Genomic DNA, 16,953 nt, shown 5'->3' with positions numbered 1-16,953 from the left:
CATAGGTCTGACCAAAGCGCGGCGGGCGGCTCAATTGGCCTGGCTGCGGAACCGTTCGATCAGGAAAGCGGTGGCGGGACCAGGCGGGGTGTCGCTGCGATAGATGGCGTGCAGCGTGTAGACCGCGTCGCTCAGGTCCGGCATGTCGAGGCGCTTCAGGCGGCCGGCGGCGATGTCCTCGCGGACCATCGGCTCGGGCATGTTGCCCCAGCCGAAGCCCTCCTTCATCAGCAGGTGCTTGGCGCCGAGGTCGGCCAGCCGCCACGTGTGGACGCTGCCGACGGCGAAATCGCGACCGTCGGTCAGCTTCGAGCGGTCGGTCAGAACGAGCTGGGTATGGCCGCGCGCCGCGCCCGGCGGATTGCGGCCCAGGGCCAGCGGATGGTCCGGCGCGGCGACGGGGATCAGCAGGGTCGAGCCCACGGCGATGGTCTCCAGGGCGTCGCCGCCGTTGACGACGTCCAGCGGTCCGGCGATGCCGATCGTGGCCCGGCGGTCCAGCACCATCTGGGTCACCGCGCCCAGGCCCTCGACATAGAGGCGCAGGGTCACGGTCGGGAAGGCCTCGCGGAAGGCGCGCAGGGCGTCGACCACCCGGGCGGTGGGCAGCATGACGTCCAGCACCAGGTTGACCTCGGCCTCCAGCCCCTGGATCAGGCCCCTGGCCTGGGCCCGGAGGGACGCGACGTCGCCGGCGATCACCCGGGCCTGGGCCAGCACCACCCGGCCGGCTTCGGTCAGCACCGGCGTTTTGGCCGCGTCGCGGTCGAACAGCGTCAGGCCCAGCTGGGCCTCCAGATTGGCGATCGCGTAGCTGACCACCGAATTGGCCCGATTCATCCGCCGGGCCGCGCCCGCGAAGCTGCCCGCCTCGACCACGGCGAGGAATACGGACAGCTGGTCGAGGGTGGGAAGGCCGGGCTCGGCGGTCATCGGGCTCTAGGACCTAAGATTGGCATTCGAAAATCTCGAACATATTAGACGATTTTATTCGGCTGTTTCGCAAGTCGAAGCGGCGCCAAAAGGCGCGTCAACGACGGGGCATGACGCTTCCGCCAAGCAAGACACCGAGGGTTCGCCGTCATGGCCAAGGTTCTGGTTCTCTACTATTCGTCCTACGGTCACCTGGAGACGATGGCCAAGGCCGTCGCCGAGGGGGCGCGCGAAGCCGGCGCCAGCGTCGACATCAAGCGCGTGCCCGAAACCGTGCCGCTGGACATCGCCAAGAGCGCCCACTTCAAGCTGGATCAAGAGGCCCCGGTCGCCTCGGTCGAGGATCTGGCCAATTACGACGCGATCATCGTCGGCGCGCCGACCCGCTTCGGCCGCATGGCCTCGCAGGTCGCGGCGTTCTTCGACCAGGCCGGCGGCCTGTGGGCCCGCGGCGCCTTGCACGGCAAGGTGGCCGGCGCCTTCACCTCGACCGCCACCCAGCACGGCGGCCAGGAAACCACCCTGTTCTCGATCATCACCAACCTGCTGCACTTCGGCACGACCATCGTGGGTATGGACTACGGCCACGCCGGCCAGATGACGCTGGATGAAATCACCGGCGGCAGCCCCTACGGCGCCACCACCATCGCCGGCGGCGACGGCTCGCGTCAGCCCAGCGAGAACGAGCTGACCGGCGCCCGTTACCAGGGCCGCCGCATCGCCGAAACGGCGATCAAGCTGCACGGCTGATCTCAAGCCCCGGCTTTCGCCGGTCACATCGCTAGCGACCGGCCGTGAGGGGCCGGCCGGCTCCTTCCCCCTCCCGGGGAGCCGGTCGGCCCCTTCTTTCGTTGAACTGGAAAGCAAGGAGTCTCGTCATGCGTCGCCGCAACGGCCTTTTCGCCGACCTCTGGAGAGGTTTCGTGTTCATCGTGACCATCCGGGCGATCGCCAGGCCCTATCGCTCGCGCCGTCTGTACCTGGCGGGCCGCCGAGGTCCGGCCGCCAGTCCGCGCGAGCCTCTCGGGGAAACCGGGGAGGGGCTGGGCGACTACCAAGTCATCATAGGCAATACCTAAGATGTGCCATTTTGATACAAAGTGTTATCGCTCATTAATTCAAATTCAAAGTTGATCTGGCTTTAATAGTAAACGAAATAGTTTGAATTGTTAATTATGGAATACTGAAAATTAAACGAAGCCGTAAGCTCGTTGTGCGAGGTTCGTATTGGGCAAAACGCCCACCGGTCGTCAAAATGACGCCGGAATACCTCGAATAGGAGTTACTTCGTTATGGCGCTGAATAGCATCAACACGAACTCGGGCGCTCTGATCGCCCTGCAGAATCTGAACGCGACGAACGCCGAACTGGGCTCCGTCCAGCAACGCATCAACACCGGCAAGAAGGTTGGCTCGGCCAAGGACAACGGCGCGATCTGGGCCATGGCCAAGACGCAGACCTCCAACTCGTCGGCGCTGAACTCGGTGAAGGACTCGCTGCAACGCGGTCAGTCGACCATCGACGTGGCCCTGGCCGCCGGCGACACGATCACCGACCTGCTCGGCAAGATGAAGGAAAAGGCCCTGGCCGCTTCCGACACCTCGCTGAACACCGCCTCGTTCAACGCGCTGAAGTCGGACTTCGACTCGCTGCGCGAACAGGTCCAGAAGGCCGCCGACAACGCCAAGTTCAATGGCGTCAGCCTGGCTGACGGCAAGGCCTCGAAGATGACCTTCCTGGCCAACTCCGACGGTTCGGGCTTCACCGTCAAGGCCCAGACCCTGGGTCTGGCCGGTCTCGGCCTGAGCACGACCGCGACCTCGACCTTCGCCTCGGCCAGCGCTGCCAAGACGATGATCGCCACGCTCGACAAGGCCATCGGCACGGCCACCAACAAGCTGGCCTCGCTGGGTACGGCCTCGACCGGCCTCGACACCCACCTGACCTTCATCGGCAAGCTGCAAGACAGCCTGGACGCCGGCGTCGGCAACCTGGTGGACGCCGACCTGGCCAAGGAAAGCGCCAAGCTGCAGTCGCTGCAGACCAAGCAGCAGCTGGGCATCCAGGCCCTGTCGATCGCGAACTCCTCGAGCTCGTCGATCCTCAGCCTGTTCCGCTAAGCCGGACACCTCGACCGAAAGGTCGTCGAAAGGGCGAGTCTCCGGACTCGCCCTTTTTCTTTTGCGCGCAGTCTCTCAGAGTCTAGGTGGGAGCCGTCGGGTAGAAGGAGGGATGTTTGAATGTGTGCCAATTTGGGACACTTGCGGAAATATAGTAATGAGTCCTAACGTCCAGGCCTTGTTTCTTAAGGAAGAGGTTCGATGATTCAGTCAGGGCCTGTCGCTCATCAACAATATTGAAAGAGCGGGTGGCATAGTGTCGCGGCGGGCAAAACGCCCGCCGGTTGTCAAAACGACGCCGGAACACCTCGAATAGGAGTTGTTTCGTCATGGCGCTGAACAGCATCAACACGAACTCGGGCGCGCTGATCGCCCTGCAAAACCTCAACACCACCAACAGCGAACTGGGCGTCGTCCAGCAACGCATCAACACCGGCAAGAAGGTCGGTAACGCCAAGGACAACGGCGCGATCTGGGCCATGGCCAAGACGCAGACCGCCAACTCGTCGTCCCTGAACTCGGTGAAGGACTCGCTGCAGCGCGGCCAGTCGACCATCGACGTGGCCCTGGCCGCCGGCGACACCATCACCGATTTGCTCGGCAAGATGAAGGAAAAGGCCCTGGCCGCTTCCGACACCTCGCTGAACACCGCCTCGTTCAGCGCGCTGAAGTCGGACTTCGACTCGCTGCGCGAACAGGTCCAGAAGGCCGCCGACAACGCCAAGTTCAACGGCGTCAGCCTGGCCGACGGCAAGGCCACGCAAATGACCTTCCTGGCCAACTCGGACGGCTCGGGCTTCACCGTCAAGGCCCAGACCCTGGGCCTGGCCGGTCTCGGCCTGGGGACCGCTAGCCCCACCTTCACTTCGGCCTCGTCCGCCAAGGCGATGATCACCACGATCGACAAGGCCATCGGCACGGCCACCAACAAGCTGGCCTCGCTGGGTACGGCCTCGACCGGCCTCGACACCCACCTGACCTTCGTCGGCAAGCTGCAGGACAGCCTGGACGCCGGCGTCGGCAACCTGGTGGACGCGGACCTCGCCAAGGAAAGCGCCAAGCTGCAGTCGCTGCAGACCAAGCAGCAGCTGGGCATCCAGGCCCTGTCGATCGCGAACTCCTCGAGCTCGTCGATCCTCAGCCTGTTCCGCTAAGCCGGACGTCTTCGACCGAAAGGTCGTCGAAAGGGCGAGTCTTCGGACTCGCCCTTTTTCTTTGTCCGATCTCTCGTTGAGACGCGCCAAAGGGGCCAGACCGCCGCCTCGGCGACCTCGATCGTTCCGCGACAGCTTCCCGCGTTACGGGGGCTTCCCGCGGAAGCTCCAGCACGAAAGTCTGGTTACCCGCGCGTTAACCAGCAACCCCTTGTTCCGCCGAGCCATTGGAACCCCCGAAAGGAGTTCGCCCGGTGGAGTACGAAGAGCGTCAGGCGTGGATCGCCCTGTGGGTCGCCGTCTTCGGCGAGCCGCCGCCCGTGCAGCCCGATCGGGAACCGACGTCGCGGATCCTGGTCCAGCATCTGCCGCCGACGCTCCCCTACGAGATCAAGTCCCGAACTGAGTGAACGGCACGCGGTTGAAGAACGCGCGCTCGGCCCCGCGCGGGTCGTCCTCCAGCCGCGTCGTGGTGTCGAACACCATCGTCTGGCGGCGGGGCAGGGTGTAGGGCTCCCACTTCGGCAGGGCGCCGCCGTTCGGGTCGCCCGTGTCGGCGAAGCGCACGAAGGCGTCGCTCATCGTGTTCGACATGGTGACCGACTCCGGCCCCGTCCCGACGATCGAGCCCTTGGCGTCCAGCGTGCCGAACACCAGGCCGATGTCGATGGTGTGCGGCGCGCCGAAGATCCCGCCGTCCCTGGGCGACTTCCAGTTGACCTGGTAGGCGAAGGCGGGCGCGCCGGCCTTGGCGCGTTCCTCGTCCTGGATGATCGCGGCCTTCCACGAGCGGCCAGCCGTCGAGGCGGCGAAATAGACGTCCGACGGCGAATAGGTCGGATAGGTCTCGCGGTAGAAGGCCACCACCGTTTCGGGATCGATGTCGATGCGGGCGTTGAACTGGCCCGGCAGGCGGGCGATCACCTCGTCCCAGCTCTTGGGGAACGCCCCGGCGTCCCAGCCGATGAAGCCCTTGGTCTCGTCGTGGGTGTTGCCACACATCATCGGCACGCCAAGGCCCACCGGCGAGGCGTCGGGGAAGAACGGGTGGCGGTCCAGGGTCCGCTCGTCCAGCACCGGCCCCATATAGACCCCGCCCGCGCCGGCGATCGGATCGACGGCCCGCAGCCCTTCGACCATCTTGTCGGCCGAGAGGGCGCGCAAGGACGCCAGGTCCTGGGCGCCGACCTTCTCCATGAACGCCTTGGCGCGCTTCGTCGCATTGAACGGGCCGCCGGCGGTGACCTGCTGGCCGCTCATGGTGGCGGCGCGGTGGAACAGGCCCTTGGCGTTGGGCTGGGCCAGCAGGGTGGCGATCTTGGCCCCGCCGCCGGATTGGCCGAACAGCATCACCCGGCCGGGATCGCCGCCGAAGGCGGCGATGTTGTCGCGCACCCATCGCAGGGCCAGGACAAGATCCAGCTGACCCGCATTGCCGCTGTCGGCCACCGACGGATCGTTGAACAGGCGGGCGAGATACAGATAACCGAAGGCGTTCAGGCGGTGGTTGACCGTCACCACCACGACGTCGCCGCGCTTGGCCAGCTTGGTCCCCACGTACCAGGGATGGCTGCCCGAGCCGGTGTTGTAGGCCCCGCCGTGGATGTAGACCATCACCGGCCGCTTGCCGCCATCCGCGAGGCCGGTCTTGCCGGCCTTGGCCGGGGTCCAGACGTTGAGGAACAGGCAGTCCTCGGACTGGACCTCTTCCTCGCCCTTGCCCTGGGGGCATGACGCGCCATAGGTCAGGGCGTCCTTCACCTCGGTCCAGGGCTCGGGCCTGACGGGCGGCATGAAGCGCCGCGCGCCGCCGGTGTCCTGGCCGTAGCGCAGGCCCTTGAAGACGCTGACCCCGTCCTCGACATAGCCGCGCACCTTGCCGGCGGTGGTGGCCACGACCGGGGAGCGCTTCTCGGCCGCATAGCCGGCGCGGGGCAGGGCGCCATAAGCGGCCAGGGCGGCGGCGCCGGTGATCAGGGTGCGGCGGGTGGCGGTGTGCACAGCGGTTCCTCCGGCGCCTTCCTGGCGCGCTTTGCCGTAGCGGTAGCACGAATGACACCGGTAACAATCCACTTTCGACCCGCCAGGACTTCGCACCTTTCGTCGTTTTAACGTGGCGTAGCGGCGTTCGGCGACTAGGAGGCTTGGTGAAGCTTTCCGGGGAACCTTCATGATTTCGCGCCTCAGCGCCGCCGTCGCCGCCGTCGCCCTGATGGGCCTCGCCGCGCCCGCCCTGGCCTACGATCCCGCGCCGTGGATCGAGGACGCCCGTCAGATTCGCGCGGCGCTGGGCAGTCGCTACGCCAATCTCGACTGGTTGACGATCGACCGGGGCCTGAACCTCGACACCAGCTTCAAGGCGGTCGAGGCGGGGTTGGCCAAGACCACGTCGGACGCCGAGGCGCGCGCCCTGCTGGATCGCGCCCTGGCGTCCCTGGCTGACGGCCATGTGCGGGTCGACTGGAGCCCGGCCGTTCCGGCGCCCAAGGTCACGGCCCCGTCCGCCACGCCTTGCGCCGACCAGCGCCCTTTCCGGCCCCGCCCGCCGGTCGCCTCGGGCCTGCCGGGCTGGACGCCGCTGGACACGGGCGAGGGCGCTCGCGAGTTCCCGGGCGGTCTGGTCACCGTCGACGACCGCAAGATCGGTGTCGTGCAGATCAACATCTTCATGGCCGACCCCGCCGTCTGTGAGGCCGCCGCCGCCAAGCTGCAGCTGCCGCTGGACAAGCCGTGCGACGGCGACTGCTCGAGCAAGCTGGACACCGCCGTCTACCAGGAACTGACCGATCGTTTCGCCGCGCGTCTGGCGACCGTGAAGGCCGCGGGCGCGCAGGTGCTGATGATCGATCTCGCCGGCAATGGCGGCGGCCGCGAATGGGCCGAAATCGCCGCCCGCATGGTCACGTCCATACGCCTGAAGAGCGCGCCGGTGCGCCTGGTGCGCTCGCCCCAGGCCGCCGACCAGCTCGACGCCCGAGCCCTGGATATCGAGAACAATGTCGGCGGTGAGCGGGGGGCCGCCAAGGCCGCCCTGCTGGCCGAGGCCAAGGAGCTGCGCCGTCGCGCCGCCGAGGCTCGCGCGCCCTGCGTCGAGGGCCAGGCCTGCCCGTTGCTGATCGACGCCGGCTACAGCAGCGGCCCGCGCGCTTCCGCCGATCCGCTGGCCCTGGCCGACAAGCCGTGGGGCCAGTCGGTGTTCGAGCCGGCCAAATGGTCCTGGCGCGAAGGCGTCTGGTCCGGCCCGCTGATCGTGCTGGTCGATGGCAAGTCGGCCAGCGCCTCCGAGGAATTCGCCGCGATGATCCAGGACAACAGGGCCGGGATCATCCTGGGCTCGCCGACCCTGGGCGCCGGCTGCGGCCACGCCACCGAGGCCGGACCCGTGGTGCTGAAGAACAGCGGCGGCCGCCTGTCGCTGCCCGACTGCCTGCGCCTGCGGGCCGATGGCTCCAACGAGATCGGCGGGGTCGAGCCCGACGTCCTGGTCGGCTTCCGCGGCACGGACGGCCCGGCCCTCAAGGCCCGCCGCCTGGCCCCGCGCCTGCCCGAGGCGGTGCGGCAGGCTCTGGCGCTGACGGCCGCTCCCTAGAGCGCCTTCACCGCGGCCGCGTGCTCGGCGATCACCGCCAGGGTCGCGGCGTCGGTGTCGAAGACGCCGTAGAGGCCTTGCTCCTCCTGGGGCGGATCGCCGACGAAGCTCTTGTCGCCGGGCGCGAACCAGGCGTCGCCGTGCTGGGCGCGGCCCTCGCCGTTCCACGCCCAGAAGTTGGTCCCGGCCGTCGGGCCGCCGGCCTTCATATCGTCCAGGGCCAGGCCATAGATCGCGCGGTAGAAGCGGTCCTTGTCGGCCGTCGCCGAGCCGGGCGCGAAAGCGCGGGTGTCGCGGATCAGGCCGAACTCCTCGATGACCAGCGGCTTGTTGAGCGACCTGGCCAGGGCGATGTGGCGGGCCACGTACTCCCGGCAGCGGGCCTCGCCAGCGGTGTAGGTCGCCGGCTGGTTCTTGGGATCGATCCAGCTCCAGTTGTTGGGCCAGACATGCAGCGTGACGTAGTCGATGGTCGCCGGCCGGTGAGCCTCCAGCGCGCAGGCCTCGCTGCGCAGGCACCCCATGCTGCCCTCGCTGCCGGTGCAGACCAGGTGGCGCGGGTCCAGGGACTTGATCAGGGCCGAGGTCTCGCGGATCCAGGCTTGGTAGGGCGGCAGCAGCGTGTCGGCCTTGGCCTCCGTCCCGCCCGGACGTGGCTCGTTGGCCAACTGCCAGGCCATGATGGTCGGGTCGTCGCGATAGGGTTTGCCGGTGATGCTGTTGGTGCGCTGGACCAGGCTGGTCAGGTAGCGGCGGAACAGGGCGTTGGCCTTGGCGTCGGCATAGAACCGGGCCGAATAGTCCGGATATTCCGGCCACGGATGTTTCGGATCGCTGGCCTCGAACCACGGTCCGTTGCCGACCCAGTTCAGATAGGCCGGCATGCCGCCCGACCAGTCCCAGAAGTTGTTGACGTAGATCACCGCCTTCATGTCGCGGCGGGCCATTTCGGCCAGCAGCCAGTCGAGGCCCTTCAACAGGTCGGCGCTGTAGACGCCGGGCTCCTCCTGCATCGTCGGCGAGACGGCGGCCTTGGCCGGCGAGCGCTCGCCCGCGCCCAGGACCCGTAGGTTGGTGACCCCCAGGGCCGTCAGCCGGTCCAGCTCGCGCCCCAGCCGCGCGCGGTCGCCGGTGGGGCCGGGCGAGCCCAGCCAGGCCCCGTACCAGAGGTTCGCGCCGACGAAGCGGTAGGGCTTGCCGTCCAGCGCGAGGCGGCCGTCCTTGACGGCGACGAAACCCTTGGGCGGCGTGGCCGACGCACCGAGCGCAGGCAGGGCGGCGAGGCCCGCCAAGAGCTGGCGGCGCGAGGCGGTCATTTCTTCGCCGCGTGGGCGACGGTCCAGTCGACGATCGTGGCTAGGGCGACGGGAGCGATGGTCTCCTCGATCTGGCCGTACTCGATGACCAGGCCGGTATCGGCGGTCTGCAACAGGTGGTTCAGGCCCGGCAGTTCCTTGACCGTCACGTCGGCGTCGCCGGCCAGGGCCGCGCGGATCGCGGCCAGGTTGGTCTTGGCGTCGACCTGCAGGTCCTTCGAGCCGCCGATGGCCAGGACGGGGACCTTGATCTTCGCCAGGGCGTCGGCGGGGCGGGCGTTCAGCATATAGTGTCCCGCCGCGCTGGAGAGGGCCAACACCTGGGCGCGCTGGGGCGAAGTCGCGGGAAGGCCTTGACGGTCGAGCACCGCGTTCAGCCGCGCGCGCCCGTCGTCGACGTCCTGGGCGTCGCGGGCGGCCTGGAACCATTCGGCTCGGTTCTTCATCATGATCTCGACCTGATCGGCGGGCAGGCCATTGGCCGTGAACAGCGCCCGGTTCTGCGCCAGCAGCAGCGCGGTTCCGTCGACGCCCGGCGCGGCCATCAGCACCAGAAAGGCGATGCGGGGGTCGTCGGCGGCGACCAGCGGCGCGATCTGGCCGCCCTCGCTGTGGCCGATCAGGCCGATGCGGGCCGGGTCGATGTCCCCGCGCGCCCGCAGGAAGGCGACGCCGGCGGCCACGTCGGTGGCGAAGGCGGGGATGCCGGCCGTTGCGGGATCGCCCTTGTCCGAACCGCCCGCCCCGCGATCGTCGACCCGCAGCACCGCGACGCCCTTGCGCGTCAGGGCGTCGGCGATGACCAGGAAGGGCTTGTGGTCGAAGATCGTCTCGTCGCGGTCCTGCGTGCCGGAACCACTGATCAGCACCACGGCCGGGAACGGTCCCGGTCTCTCGGGCAAGGTCAGGGTTGCGGCCAGTTTCAGGCCCGAGGCCGGATTGCGGTACGAGACCTCCTCGGCGCGATAGGGGAAGGGCGGCTTGGGCGTCTGCGGACGGTTCACGACCGGCGCGGCGCGGCTGATGGTCAGAGGCAGGCCCGCCCCGCCCTGGGACCATTCGCCCTGAACGGCCTGACCGTCGGCCGAGACCGTTCCCTCGAAACCCGCCGGCGCGGCGCTCAGCGTGAGGGTCATCTTGCCCTTGGCCAGGGTCGCGCTGGCCGGCATGCCCTTGACCATCTGCCGGGGGCTGTCCAGCGTGGCCGAGCCGTCCGGCTTGATGTGGAACACCACCGGCAGCTTGCCGCGCGGGGTGTCCAGCGTCCCGTACCAGTCACCGACGATCGGCCCGACTTGCGCCGAGGCGATCGCGGGCGCGAACAGGGCGGCGGCGACGACCGCGCGAGGCAGGAAACGCATGTGATCCGAAACTCCCCTAACTCTTGTCGGGAAGCTTAGGCGCTACGCGTGACGGTTGTGAAGATGGGCCATCGCAGATTCGGCGGTGGCGTCTACCGACGCTGCAGGCTGTGCAAGATACGGATGACGTTCACTTGCGATCCATCGACGCGATAGCGGACGATGTAGGCATGCTGGCCAAAGGGAATGTTGATCTCGCGGACAGTCGGACCGGCTAGGCGGCCTCTCAAGGGCGCTTCCGCCAGGCTGTTCACGGCCTCTTCGACAAGCGGGCCAAGCCTGGCGGCAGCACGTGCGTCGCGGACTAAGAGCCAGACGACAAGACGGTTGAAGTCTCTTTTGGCGCGGACCGAGACCGAAACCGTGAAGGTCAATCTAGGGCCGCGCTCACGCGGCGCAGATGAGCGCTGAATTCGTCGAGGGTCATGGTCGGCTCTTCGCCGCGCTCGATGGCGTCGGCGATAGCCTCGTCGATGGCGGGATCTGGATCGATACTCTTCGGAAGCGCGCCCGTTAAGCCAGCATCTATGAGGGCCAACGCATACTCGGACGCAGACATGCCGACGCTGTCCGCCGCGACCTTCAGTTGGGCGGCCTGTTCTCGATCGATATGGATGTCGAAGCCATCGGCCATGGGCGCAGAGTCTCGCCGGCGGCCGATGGCGTCAAGTCCTACAGATTCAGCAGCGCCGGGTCGCCGCCCTGGGCGGTGATGTTGACGCTGACCGCGCGCTCGACCGCGAAGCGCAGCAGGGCGTGCGGGCCGCCCGCCTTGGGGCCGGTGCCGGACAGGCCCTCGCCGCCGAACGGCTGGACGCCGACCACGGCGCCGGTCATCGAGCGGTTGACATAGGCGTTGCCAGCCGGGACCAGGCGCTGGACGTCGGCCGCGAAGCTCTCGATCCGCGAGTGGACGCCCAGGGTCAGGCCGTAGCGACGGGCGGCCAGCGCGCCGGCGACCTGCTCGAGGTTCTCCGGCTTGTAGCGCACCACGTGCAGAACGGGTCCGAACACCTCGCGCTCCAGGAAGTCGGCGGCCGGGATCTCGGCCAGCACCGGCGCGAAGAAGGTCCCGTTCGTTGGCGCCGTCAGGACGTGCAGCACCTTGGCTTCCTCGGTCAGGCGGACATAGTGCTTGGCGAGCGCGCCCTTGGCCTCGATGTCGATGACCGGGCCGACGTCGGTGACGGCCAGGGCCGGGTCGCCGATGACCAGGGCGTCCATGGCGCCCTTCAGGCCGTCGATGATGTGGTCGGCGGTGTCTTCCGGCAGGAACAGCAGGCGCAGCGCCGAGCAGCGCTGGCCGGCCGAGCCGAACGCCGAGACGATCACGTCGTCGATCACCTGCTCGCGCTGGGCCGTCGTGTCGACGAACATGCCGTTGAGGCCGCCGGTCTCGGCGATGAACGGCACGATCGGACCCTGGCGGGCCGCGAGCGTCTGGTTGATCCGCCACGCGGTGTCGGTGCCGCCGGTGAAGGCGACGCCGTCCAGGCCTTCGTGGCTGGTCAGGGCCGCGCCGACCGTCTCGCCACGGCCGGGCAGCAGGGCCAGCAGGCGCGGGTCCAGGCCAGCGGCGTGGTAGAGCTTCACGGCCTCGAAGGCGATCAGCGGGGTCTGTTCGGCGGGCTTGGCCAGCACGGCGTTGCCGGCGGCAAGCGCGGCGGCGATCTGGCCGGTGAAGATGGCCAGCGGGAAGTTCCACGGGCTGATGCAGACGAAGACGCCACGACCGGCCAGACGCAGGGTGTTGGTCTCGCCGACCGGGCCCTTCAGCACCTCGCCGTCGCCGAACTGATCCTCGGCCAGCACCGCGTAGTAGCGACAGAAGTCGACGGCCTCGCGGACCTCGGCGATCCCGTCGCTCAGGGTCTTGCCGGCCTCGCGGGCCAGGATGGCGATCAGGCGGTCGATGTCGGCTTCCAGGGCGTCGGCCATGGCGCGCAGCACCTTGGCGCGAGCGGCGCCGCCGGCGCGGTCCCAGGCCGGCTGGGCGGCGCGGGCCAGGCGGAAGGCCTCGTCGATCTGCGAGGCCTGGGCTTCCGAGACCGCGCCGACCACCTTGTGGTCGTCGGCCGGGGCGACGACCGGCAGCGGCGGGGTTCCGGCGCTGATCTTGCCGTCGATCAGCGGGCCAGCCGCCAGGGTGACGGCGTCCAGGGCGGTGACGGCGGCCTCCAAGCGCTGGCGGTCGGCCTTCACCGACAGATCGAGGCCGGCGCTGTTCTTCCGGCGCGGGCCATAGACCTCGATCGGCGTCGGGATCTTGGCGTGGCGGTCCGGGTGGGCCTCGACGGTGTCGATCGGGTCGGTGACGACCTTCTCGACCGGCACCCGCTCGTCCAGCAGGGCGTGTACGAAGCTGGTGTTGGCGCCGTTCTCCAGCAGGCGGCGGACCAGATAGGGCAGCAGGTCCTCGTGGCCGCCGACCGGCGCGTAGGCCCGCAGCGTGACGCCGTCATAGAGGTCGTCGGCGGCCTTGTAGAGCGCCTCGCCCATGCCGTGCAGGCGCTGGTGCTCGATCTTGACGCCGGCGTTCTTGGCCATGCGCACCACGGCCGCCAGGGTGTGGGCGTTGTGGGTGGCGAACTGAGCGTAGAGATGCGGGGCGCCGGCGATCAGGGCCTTGGCGTTGACCAGGTACGACAGGTCGGTGGCCGGCTTGGTCGTGTAGACCGGATAGTCCGGGCGGCCGGCGACCTGCGCGCGCTTGATCTCGCTGTCCCAGTAGGCGCCCTTGACCAGGCGGACCATCAGGCGGCGGCCAGTCTCTTCGGAGAGGGCGCGCAGGCGGGCGATAACCTCGCCGCAGCGCTTTTGATAGGCCTGGACGGCCAGGCCCAGCCCTTGCCAGTCGCCCAGCTCCGGCTCGCGGCACAGCTTGTCCAGCAGCTTCAGCGACAGGGCCAGGCGGTCGGCTTCCTCGGCGTCGATCGTGAAGTTGAGGTTGTGGTGGGCGGCGATCTTGGCCAGGCGCAGGGTGCGGGGATAGAGCTCTTCCCACACGCGATCCTCGTGCGTCGCTTCATAGCGCGGGCACAGGGCCGAGAGCTTGACCGAGACGCCGTGGCCCTTCTCCGGACCGGCGCCGTTCGACAGCTTGCCGACCGTCTGGATCGCGTCGGCATAGGACTTCTCGTAGCGCTCGGCGTCGGCGGCGGTGCGGGCGCCTTCGCCCAGCATGTCGAACGAGCACATGGTGTTCTCGCCGGCCGCGCGCTTGATGGCGGCCTCAATCGTCCGTCCAAGGACGAATTGCTCGCCCATGATGCGGATGGCCTGGCCGACGGCGGCGCGGATGACGGGTTCGCCCAGGCGACCGGCCATCTTCTTGATGAAGCCGGGCAGGTCCTTCTTGGCGTCATCGTCGGGCTCGACGATCTTGCCGGTCAGCATCAGGCCCCAGGTCGAGGCGTTGACGAACAGGCTGTCGCTGCCGCCCAGGTGGCTGGCCCAGTCGGCCGAGCCGATCTTCTCGGCGATCAACTTGTCACGGGTGTCGTCGTCGGGGGTGCGCAGCAGGGCCTCGGCCAGGCACATCAGCGCCAGGCCCTCACGGGTGCCCAGGCTGAACTCCTGCAGGAAACTTTCGACCACGCCCTGCTTGCGGACGGACCGACGGGCCCCGCGGACCAGGGCCTCGGCCTCGGCGCGGACGGCGGCGCGGTCCTCGCTGGACAGGGGCTTGGCGGCCAGCAGGTCGGCGATCACCGCGGCTTCGTCGCGATACTTGCCGTCGTCGAGGCTGTCCCAGTGGGCCAAGTCGGTCATGGTCGTTCCCTTGGTTTAGGATATCATCGGTCTAACTCGGCTTCGGGCAAAGGTGCTTCGTTTGTCGCGTGGTGGGGCTGTATCTTCTTCGGTAAAGTCGCGGAAAATGATCATCCGCTCCAGCATGGCGGAAGGCGCGCGCCGAGGCATGCTCCGGAAGCGAGGATGAAGAAATGGGGAGGGAGGAAGGGGCGCGTGCTGGGGGAGTATCGCGCCCCTTCCTCTCTTGCGCGACGCCCGGTTAGGGGGAGAGGGGCGAGCGTCGCGTGTGTTCCACCCCTACGGGCTGGCCGTTTTCGCCGGGCGCCTTTTAAGGGGGAGGGCGCGGGGCGGGGCTGGAACGATCGGAGGTGTAACGCTAGGCATTACGAATGTGCTACGTTTGTATCCGCTGATTTTCGAAGCTTCTTCGGCGAAAGTTCAATATGGCCATTTCCGCTCTGGATGACACCGATCGCCGCCTGTTGAGGGTTTTGCAGGCCGACGGCCGTGTCACCAACGCCGAACTCGCCAAGCGCTGCAACCTGTCGCCGGCGGCCACTTTCGACCGCGTCCGGCGACTGCGCGAGCGCGGCTACATTACCGGCTACGCGGCTCTGCTGGATCCGGCCAAGGTCGACCGGGCGCTGCTGATCTTCGTCGAGGTGGTGCTGGAGCGCACGACGGGCGAGGTGTTCGAGGACTTCGCCGCCTCGGTGCGCCGCGCGCCCGAGATCCTGGAGTGCCACATGGTGGCCGGCGGGTTCGATTACCTGATCAAGGCCCGGGTGCGCGACATGGAGGCCTATCGCGGCTTCCTCGGCGACATCCTGGTCAAGATGCCCGGCGTGCGCGAGACCCGGACCTATGCGGTTCTCGAAGAGGTCAAGAGCACGGTGCAACTGCCGCTCTAGACGTTGGGCTGAGGGGGCGAGAGACCGCGCCAACCTGTGGGGCAGTGGCGCGGCCTTGCCGAGCCGACGCGGTTGGATGCGTCGGCCCTGACGTTCGTCACAAGGGTGGACCTTGGGAGAGCCGCCTTCGTGTCGATAGGCCTAGATTTATCGCAATCATCTGTCGGGTCACACAACCTCTGGCATGATCCGCCCCATTCCGGGTTGGCCGGTCCGTTCGCATACGCGCTGAAGGGCGGGCGGAACGGGCAAGTCCCACCACAAGGGTGGAAGGGCGCCTCCAGGGATGGGGGGAGGAGAACGCCCTTCCGTTCGCGACCATCGGGGTGGGGGATGATGGCCAGCGAACCACCCCGGCTCTCGCCGGGGAGCTCGTGTTCGTTCAGCCTCAGGCCGCGGGCGCGCCGCCGCCGAGGGTCTTGTAGAGGGTGACGAGGTTGGTCGCCCGCGCCAGGCGCGCCGTGATCAGGCCCTGCTGGGCCGAATACAGGGTGCGCTGGCTGTCGAGCAGGGTCAGGGCGCTGTCGAGGCCGGCGTCGCGACGCTGTTGCGACAGGCGCTGGCTGTCGGTGGCGGCCACGACCAGGCGCTCCTGGGCGGCGAGGCGGTCGCCGACCGTGTCGCGCACCGACAGGGCGTCGGAGACCTCGCGGAACGCCGTCTGCACGGTCTTCTCGTAGGTCGCCACGGCGATGTCGCGGTTGGCCTTGGAGACGTTCAGGTTGGCCACATTGGCCCCGCCGGCGAAGATCGGCAGGCTGATCTGGGGCGTGAAGCTCCAGGCCTTGCTGCCGCTCTTGAACAGGTCGCCCAGTTCGGTGCTGCTCGAGCCCAGCGAGCCGGTCAGGCTGATGCGCGGGAAGAAGGCCGCGCGGGCCGCGCCGATATTGGCGTTGGCGCCCTGCAGCTGGTGCTCGGCCGCCAGCACGTCGGGGCGACGCGCCAGCACGTCCGAGGGCAGGCCCGCCGGCAGGTCGGCCAGGATCCGGGCCGACGCCAGGCTACCGCCCGGACCATTTGACGGCAGCAGGTCAGCGGGCACGTCGGCGCCGACCAGCAGGGTCAGGGCGTTGCGGTCCTGGGCGACCTGGGCGGTGTAGACCGCCATGTCGCTCCGAGCCGTCTCGGCCTGGACCTGGGCGTTGCGCAGGGTGGCCAGCGAGCCGACGCCGCCGTCGACCTGCTGCTGGGTCAGGCGCAGCGTGTCCTCGCGGGTGGTCAGGGTGTCCCTGGCGAGCGCCAGGCGCTCCTGGTCGGCGGCCAGGGTCAGCCAGGCGTTGGCGGTCTCGGCGATCAGGCTGATGCGGACCGAACGGCTGGTCTCCTGCGTGGCGAAGAAGCTCTGCAGGGCCTGGGCGTTCAGGCTGCGGACGCGGCCGAACAGGTCAAGCTCATAGGCCGTGAAGCCGATGGTGGCGCTGTAGACCTCGGTGTCGATCGACCCGCCGGTCGCGCCGGGGATCTGCGAGACCGCCGCCGGGGAGTGGTTGCGTTGCTCGCTGAGCACGCCGTTGATCCCCGGGAACAGGGCCGATCGCTGGACGCCGTACTGGGCGCGGGCCTTCTCGATGTTCAGCACCGCCACGCGCAGGTCGCGGTTCTGCTTGAGGGCCAGGTCGACCACGCCTTGCAGGCGCGGATCGACCAGCACCTGGCGCCAGTCGAGGTCGGCGGCCGTGACGGACGCCGTGGGCTCCGGCGTCGGCGTGGACCAGGCCTGGGCGACCGGCAGGGCCGGGCGCTCATAGCGCGGGGCCATGGTGCAGGCGCTGACCGCCGTGGAGGCCAGCAGGATCAGGGTAAGACTACGGAACAT

15 protein-coding genes are annotated in these 16,953 nt (G+C 68.5%); 7 read left to right on the top strand and 8 right to left on the bottom strand.

All coding sequences use genetic code 11. From position 1 onward, the window contains the following. Positions 1–30 precede the first annotated feature (30 nt). Complete coding sequence (locus AC1RNC_RS11235; protein ID WP_492886241.1) at positions 31–933, bottom strand: LysR family transcriptional regulator; 903 nt, start codon at positions 931–933, stop codon at positions 31–33. 150 nt (positions 934–1,083) lie between these two features. Here AC1RNC_RS11235 and wrbA point away from each other — a divergent pair, with 150 nt between their 5' ends. The 5 genes from wrbA to AC1RNC_RS11210 all read left to right on the top strand — a co-directional run bounded on the left by wrbA (position 1,084) and on the right by AC1RNC_RS11210 (position 4,617). Next, positions 1,084–1,683, top strand: a complete 600-nt coding sequence (wrbA, locus tag AC1RNC_RS11230; protein WP_492886239.1) for an NAD(P)H:quinone oxidoreductase — start codon at positions 1,084–1,086, stop codon at positions 1,681–1,683. A 128-nt stretch (positions 1,684–1,811) separates the two neighbouring features. Then, positions 1,812–2,012: a hypothetical protein gene (locus AC1RNC_RS11225; protein ID WP_492886237.1), complete on the top strand. Its 201-nt coding sequence runs from the start codon at positions 1,812–1,814 to the stop codon at positions 2,010–2,012. A 213-nt stretch (positions 2,013–2,225) separates the two neighbouring features. Further along, on the top strand, positions 2,226–3,053 hold the full coding sequence (locus AC1RNC_RS11220) for a flagellin (RefSeq protein ID WP_492886235.1): 828 nt from the start codon (positions 2,226–2,228) through the stop codon (positions 3,051–3,053). A 329-nt stretch (positions 3,054–3,382) separates the two neighbouring features. Continuing rightward, positions 3,383–4,207: a flagellin gene (locus AC1RNC_RS11215; protein ID WP_492886233.1), complete on the top strand. Its 825-nt coding sequence runs from the start codon at positions 3,383–3,385 to the stop codon at positions 4,205–4,207. A 254-nt stretch (positions 4,208–4,461) separates the two neighbouring features. Continuing rightward, positions 4,462–4,617: a hypothetical protein gene (locus AC1RNC_RS11210; RefSeq protein WP_492886231.1), complete on the top strand. Its 156-nt coding sequence runs from the start codon at positions 4,462–4,464 to the stop codon at positions 4,615–4,617. Here AC1RNC_RS11210 and AC1RNC_RS11205 read toward each other — a convergent pair. Beyond that, entirely contained in the window at positions 4,598–6,208 is a 1,611-nt protein-coding gene (locus tag AC1RNC_RS11205) for a carboxylesterase/lipase family protein (RefSeq protein WP_492886229.1), read from the bottom strand. The two genes, AC1RNC_RS11210 and AC1RNC_RS11205, sit on opposite strands and share 20 nt — an antisense overlap. 169 nt (positions 6,209–6,377) lie before the next feature. Between AC1RNC_RS11205 and AC1RNC_RS11200 the strand changes: the two genes are divergently transcribed. After that, positions 6,378–7,796 carry a S41 family peptidase gene (locus AC1RNC_RS11200; RefSeq protein WP_492886227.1) on the top strand — a complete coding sequence of 473 codons (1,419 nt, stop codon included), beginning with the start codon at positions 6,378–6,380 and terminating at the stop codon, positions 7,794–7,796. On the opposite strand, the gene AC1RNC_RS11195 is transcribed toward AC1RNC_RS11200, so the two are convergent. From AC1RNC_RS11195 to putA, 5 genes are all read right to left on the bottom strand, one after another. Beyond that, on the bottom strand, positions 7,793–9,112 hold the full coding sequence (locus tag AC1RNC_RS11195; RefSeq protein WP_492886225.1) for a glycoside hydrolase 5 family protein: 1,320 nt from the start codon (positions 9,110–9,112) through the stop codon (positions 7,793–7,795). The two genes, AC1RNC_RS11200 and AC1RNC_RS11195, sit on opposite strands and share 4 nt — an antisense overlap. Next, on the bottom strand, positions 9,109–10,473 hold the full coding sequence (locus tag AC1RNC_RS11190) for an alpha/beta hydrolase family protein (RefSeq protein ID WP_492886223.1): 1,365 nt from the start codon (positions 10,471–10,473) through the stop codon (positions 9,109–9,111). Before AC1RNC_RS11190 ends, AC1RNC_RS11195 begins: the two co-directional genes overlap by 4 nt. A 92-nt stretch (positions 10,474–10,565) precedes the next feature. Then, positions 10,566–10,847, bottom strand: a complete 282-nt coding sequence (locus AC1RNC_RS11185) for a type II toxin-antitoxin system RelE/ParE family toxin (protein WP_395444673.1) — start codon at positions 10,845–10,847, stop codon at positions 10,566–10,568. Then, a complete protein-coding gene (locus tag AC1RNC_RS11180) occupies positions 10,844–11,107 on the bottom strand; it encodes an antitoxin (protein ID WP_492886220.1) in 264 nt (87 codons plus the stop codon). The genes AC1RNC_RS11185 and AC1RNC_RS11180 overlap by 4 nt, the downstream gene beginning before the upstream one ends. A gap of 38 nt (positions 11,108–11,145) precedes the next feature. Next, a complete protein-coding gene (gene putA, locus AC1RNC_RS11175) occupies positions 11,146–14,235 on the bottom strand; it encodes a bifunctional proline dehydrogenase/L-glutamate gamma-semialdehyde dehydrogenase PutA (protein ID WP_492886569.1) in 3,090 nt (1,029 codons plus the stop codon). A gap of 434 nt (positions 14,236–14,669) precedes the next feature. On the opposite strand from putA, the gene AC1RNC_RS11170 reads away from it, so the two are divergent. Continuing rightward, positions 14,670–15,137 (top strand): Lrp/AsnC ligand binding domain-containing protein, encoded by a 468-nt coding sequence (locus AC1RNC_RS11170; RefSeq protein ID WP_492837129.1) that lies wholly within the window; start codon positions 14,670–14,672, stop codon positions 15,135–15,137. A gap of 388 nt (positions 15,138–15,525) precedes the next feature. Here AC1RNC_RS11170 and AC1RNC_RS11165 read toward each other — a convergent pair whose 3' ends face one another. Further along, a complete protein-coding gene (locus tag AC1RNC_RS11165) occupies positions 15,526–16,953 on the bottom strand; it encodes an efflux transporter outer membrane subunit (protein WP_492886218.1) in 1,428 nt (475 codons plus the stop codon).

Source organism: Caulobacter sp. GW822-FHT01G02 (assembly GCF_058802865.1).
Note: the sequence above shows the minus strand (reverse complement) of the source record. Positions and strands in the feature narration are given on the sequence as shown.

Coding starts and splice junctions, on each gene's coding strand:
- AC1RNC_RS11235 (WP_492886241.1), bottom strand. CDS start 933: ATGACCGCCGAGCCCGGCCTTCCCACCCTCGACCAGCTGTCCGTATTC.
- wrbA (WP_492886239.1), top strand. CDS start 1,084: ATGGCCAAGGTTCTGGTTCTCTACTATTCGTCCTACGGTCACCTGGAG.
- AC1RNC_RS11225 (WP_492886237.1), top strand. CDS start 1,812: ATGCGTCGCCGCAACGGCCTTTTCGCCGACCTCTGGAGAGGTTTCGTG.
- AC1RNC_RS11220 (WP_492886235.1), top strand. CDS start 2,226: ATGGCGCTGAATAGCATCAACACGAACTCGGGCGCTCTGATCGCCCTG.
- AC1RNC_RS11215 (WP_492886233.1), top strand. CDS start 3,383: ATGGCGCTGAACAGCATCAACACGAACTCGGGCGCGCTGATCGCCCTG.
- AC1RNC_RS11200 (WP_492886227.1), top strand. CDS start 6,378: ATGATTTCGCGCCTCAGCGCCGCCGTCGCCGCCGTCGCCCTGATGGGC.
- AC1RNC_RS11195 (WP_492886225.1), bottom strand. CDS start 9,112: ATGACCGCCTCGCGCCGCCAGCTCTTGGCGGGCCTCGCCGCCCTGCCT.
- AC1RNC_RS11190 (WP_492886223.1), bottom strand. CDS start 10,473: ATGCGTTTCCTGCCTCGCGCGGTCGTCGCCGCCGCCCTGTTCGCGCCC.
- AC1RNC_RS11180 (WP_492886220.1), bottom strand. CDS start 11,107: ATGGCCGATGGCTTCGACATCCATATCGATCGAGAACAGGCCGCCCAA.
- AC1RNC_RS11170 (WP_492837129.1), top strand. CDS start 14,670: ATGGCCATTTCCGCTCTGGATGACACCGATCGCCGCCTGTTGAGGGTT.
- AC1RNC_RS11165 (WP_492886218.1), bottom strand. CDS start 16,953: ATGTTCCGTAGTCTTACCCTGATCCTGCTGGCCTCCACGGCGGTCAGC.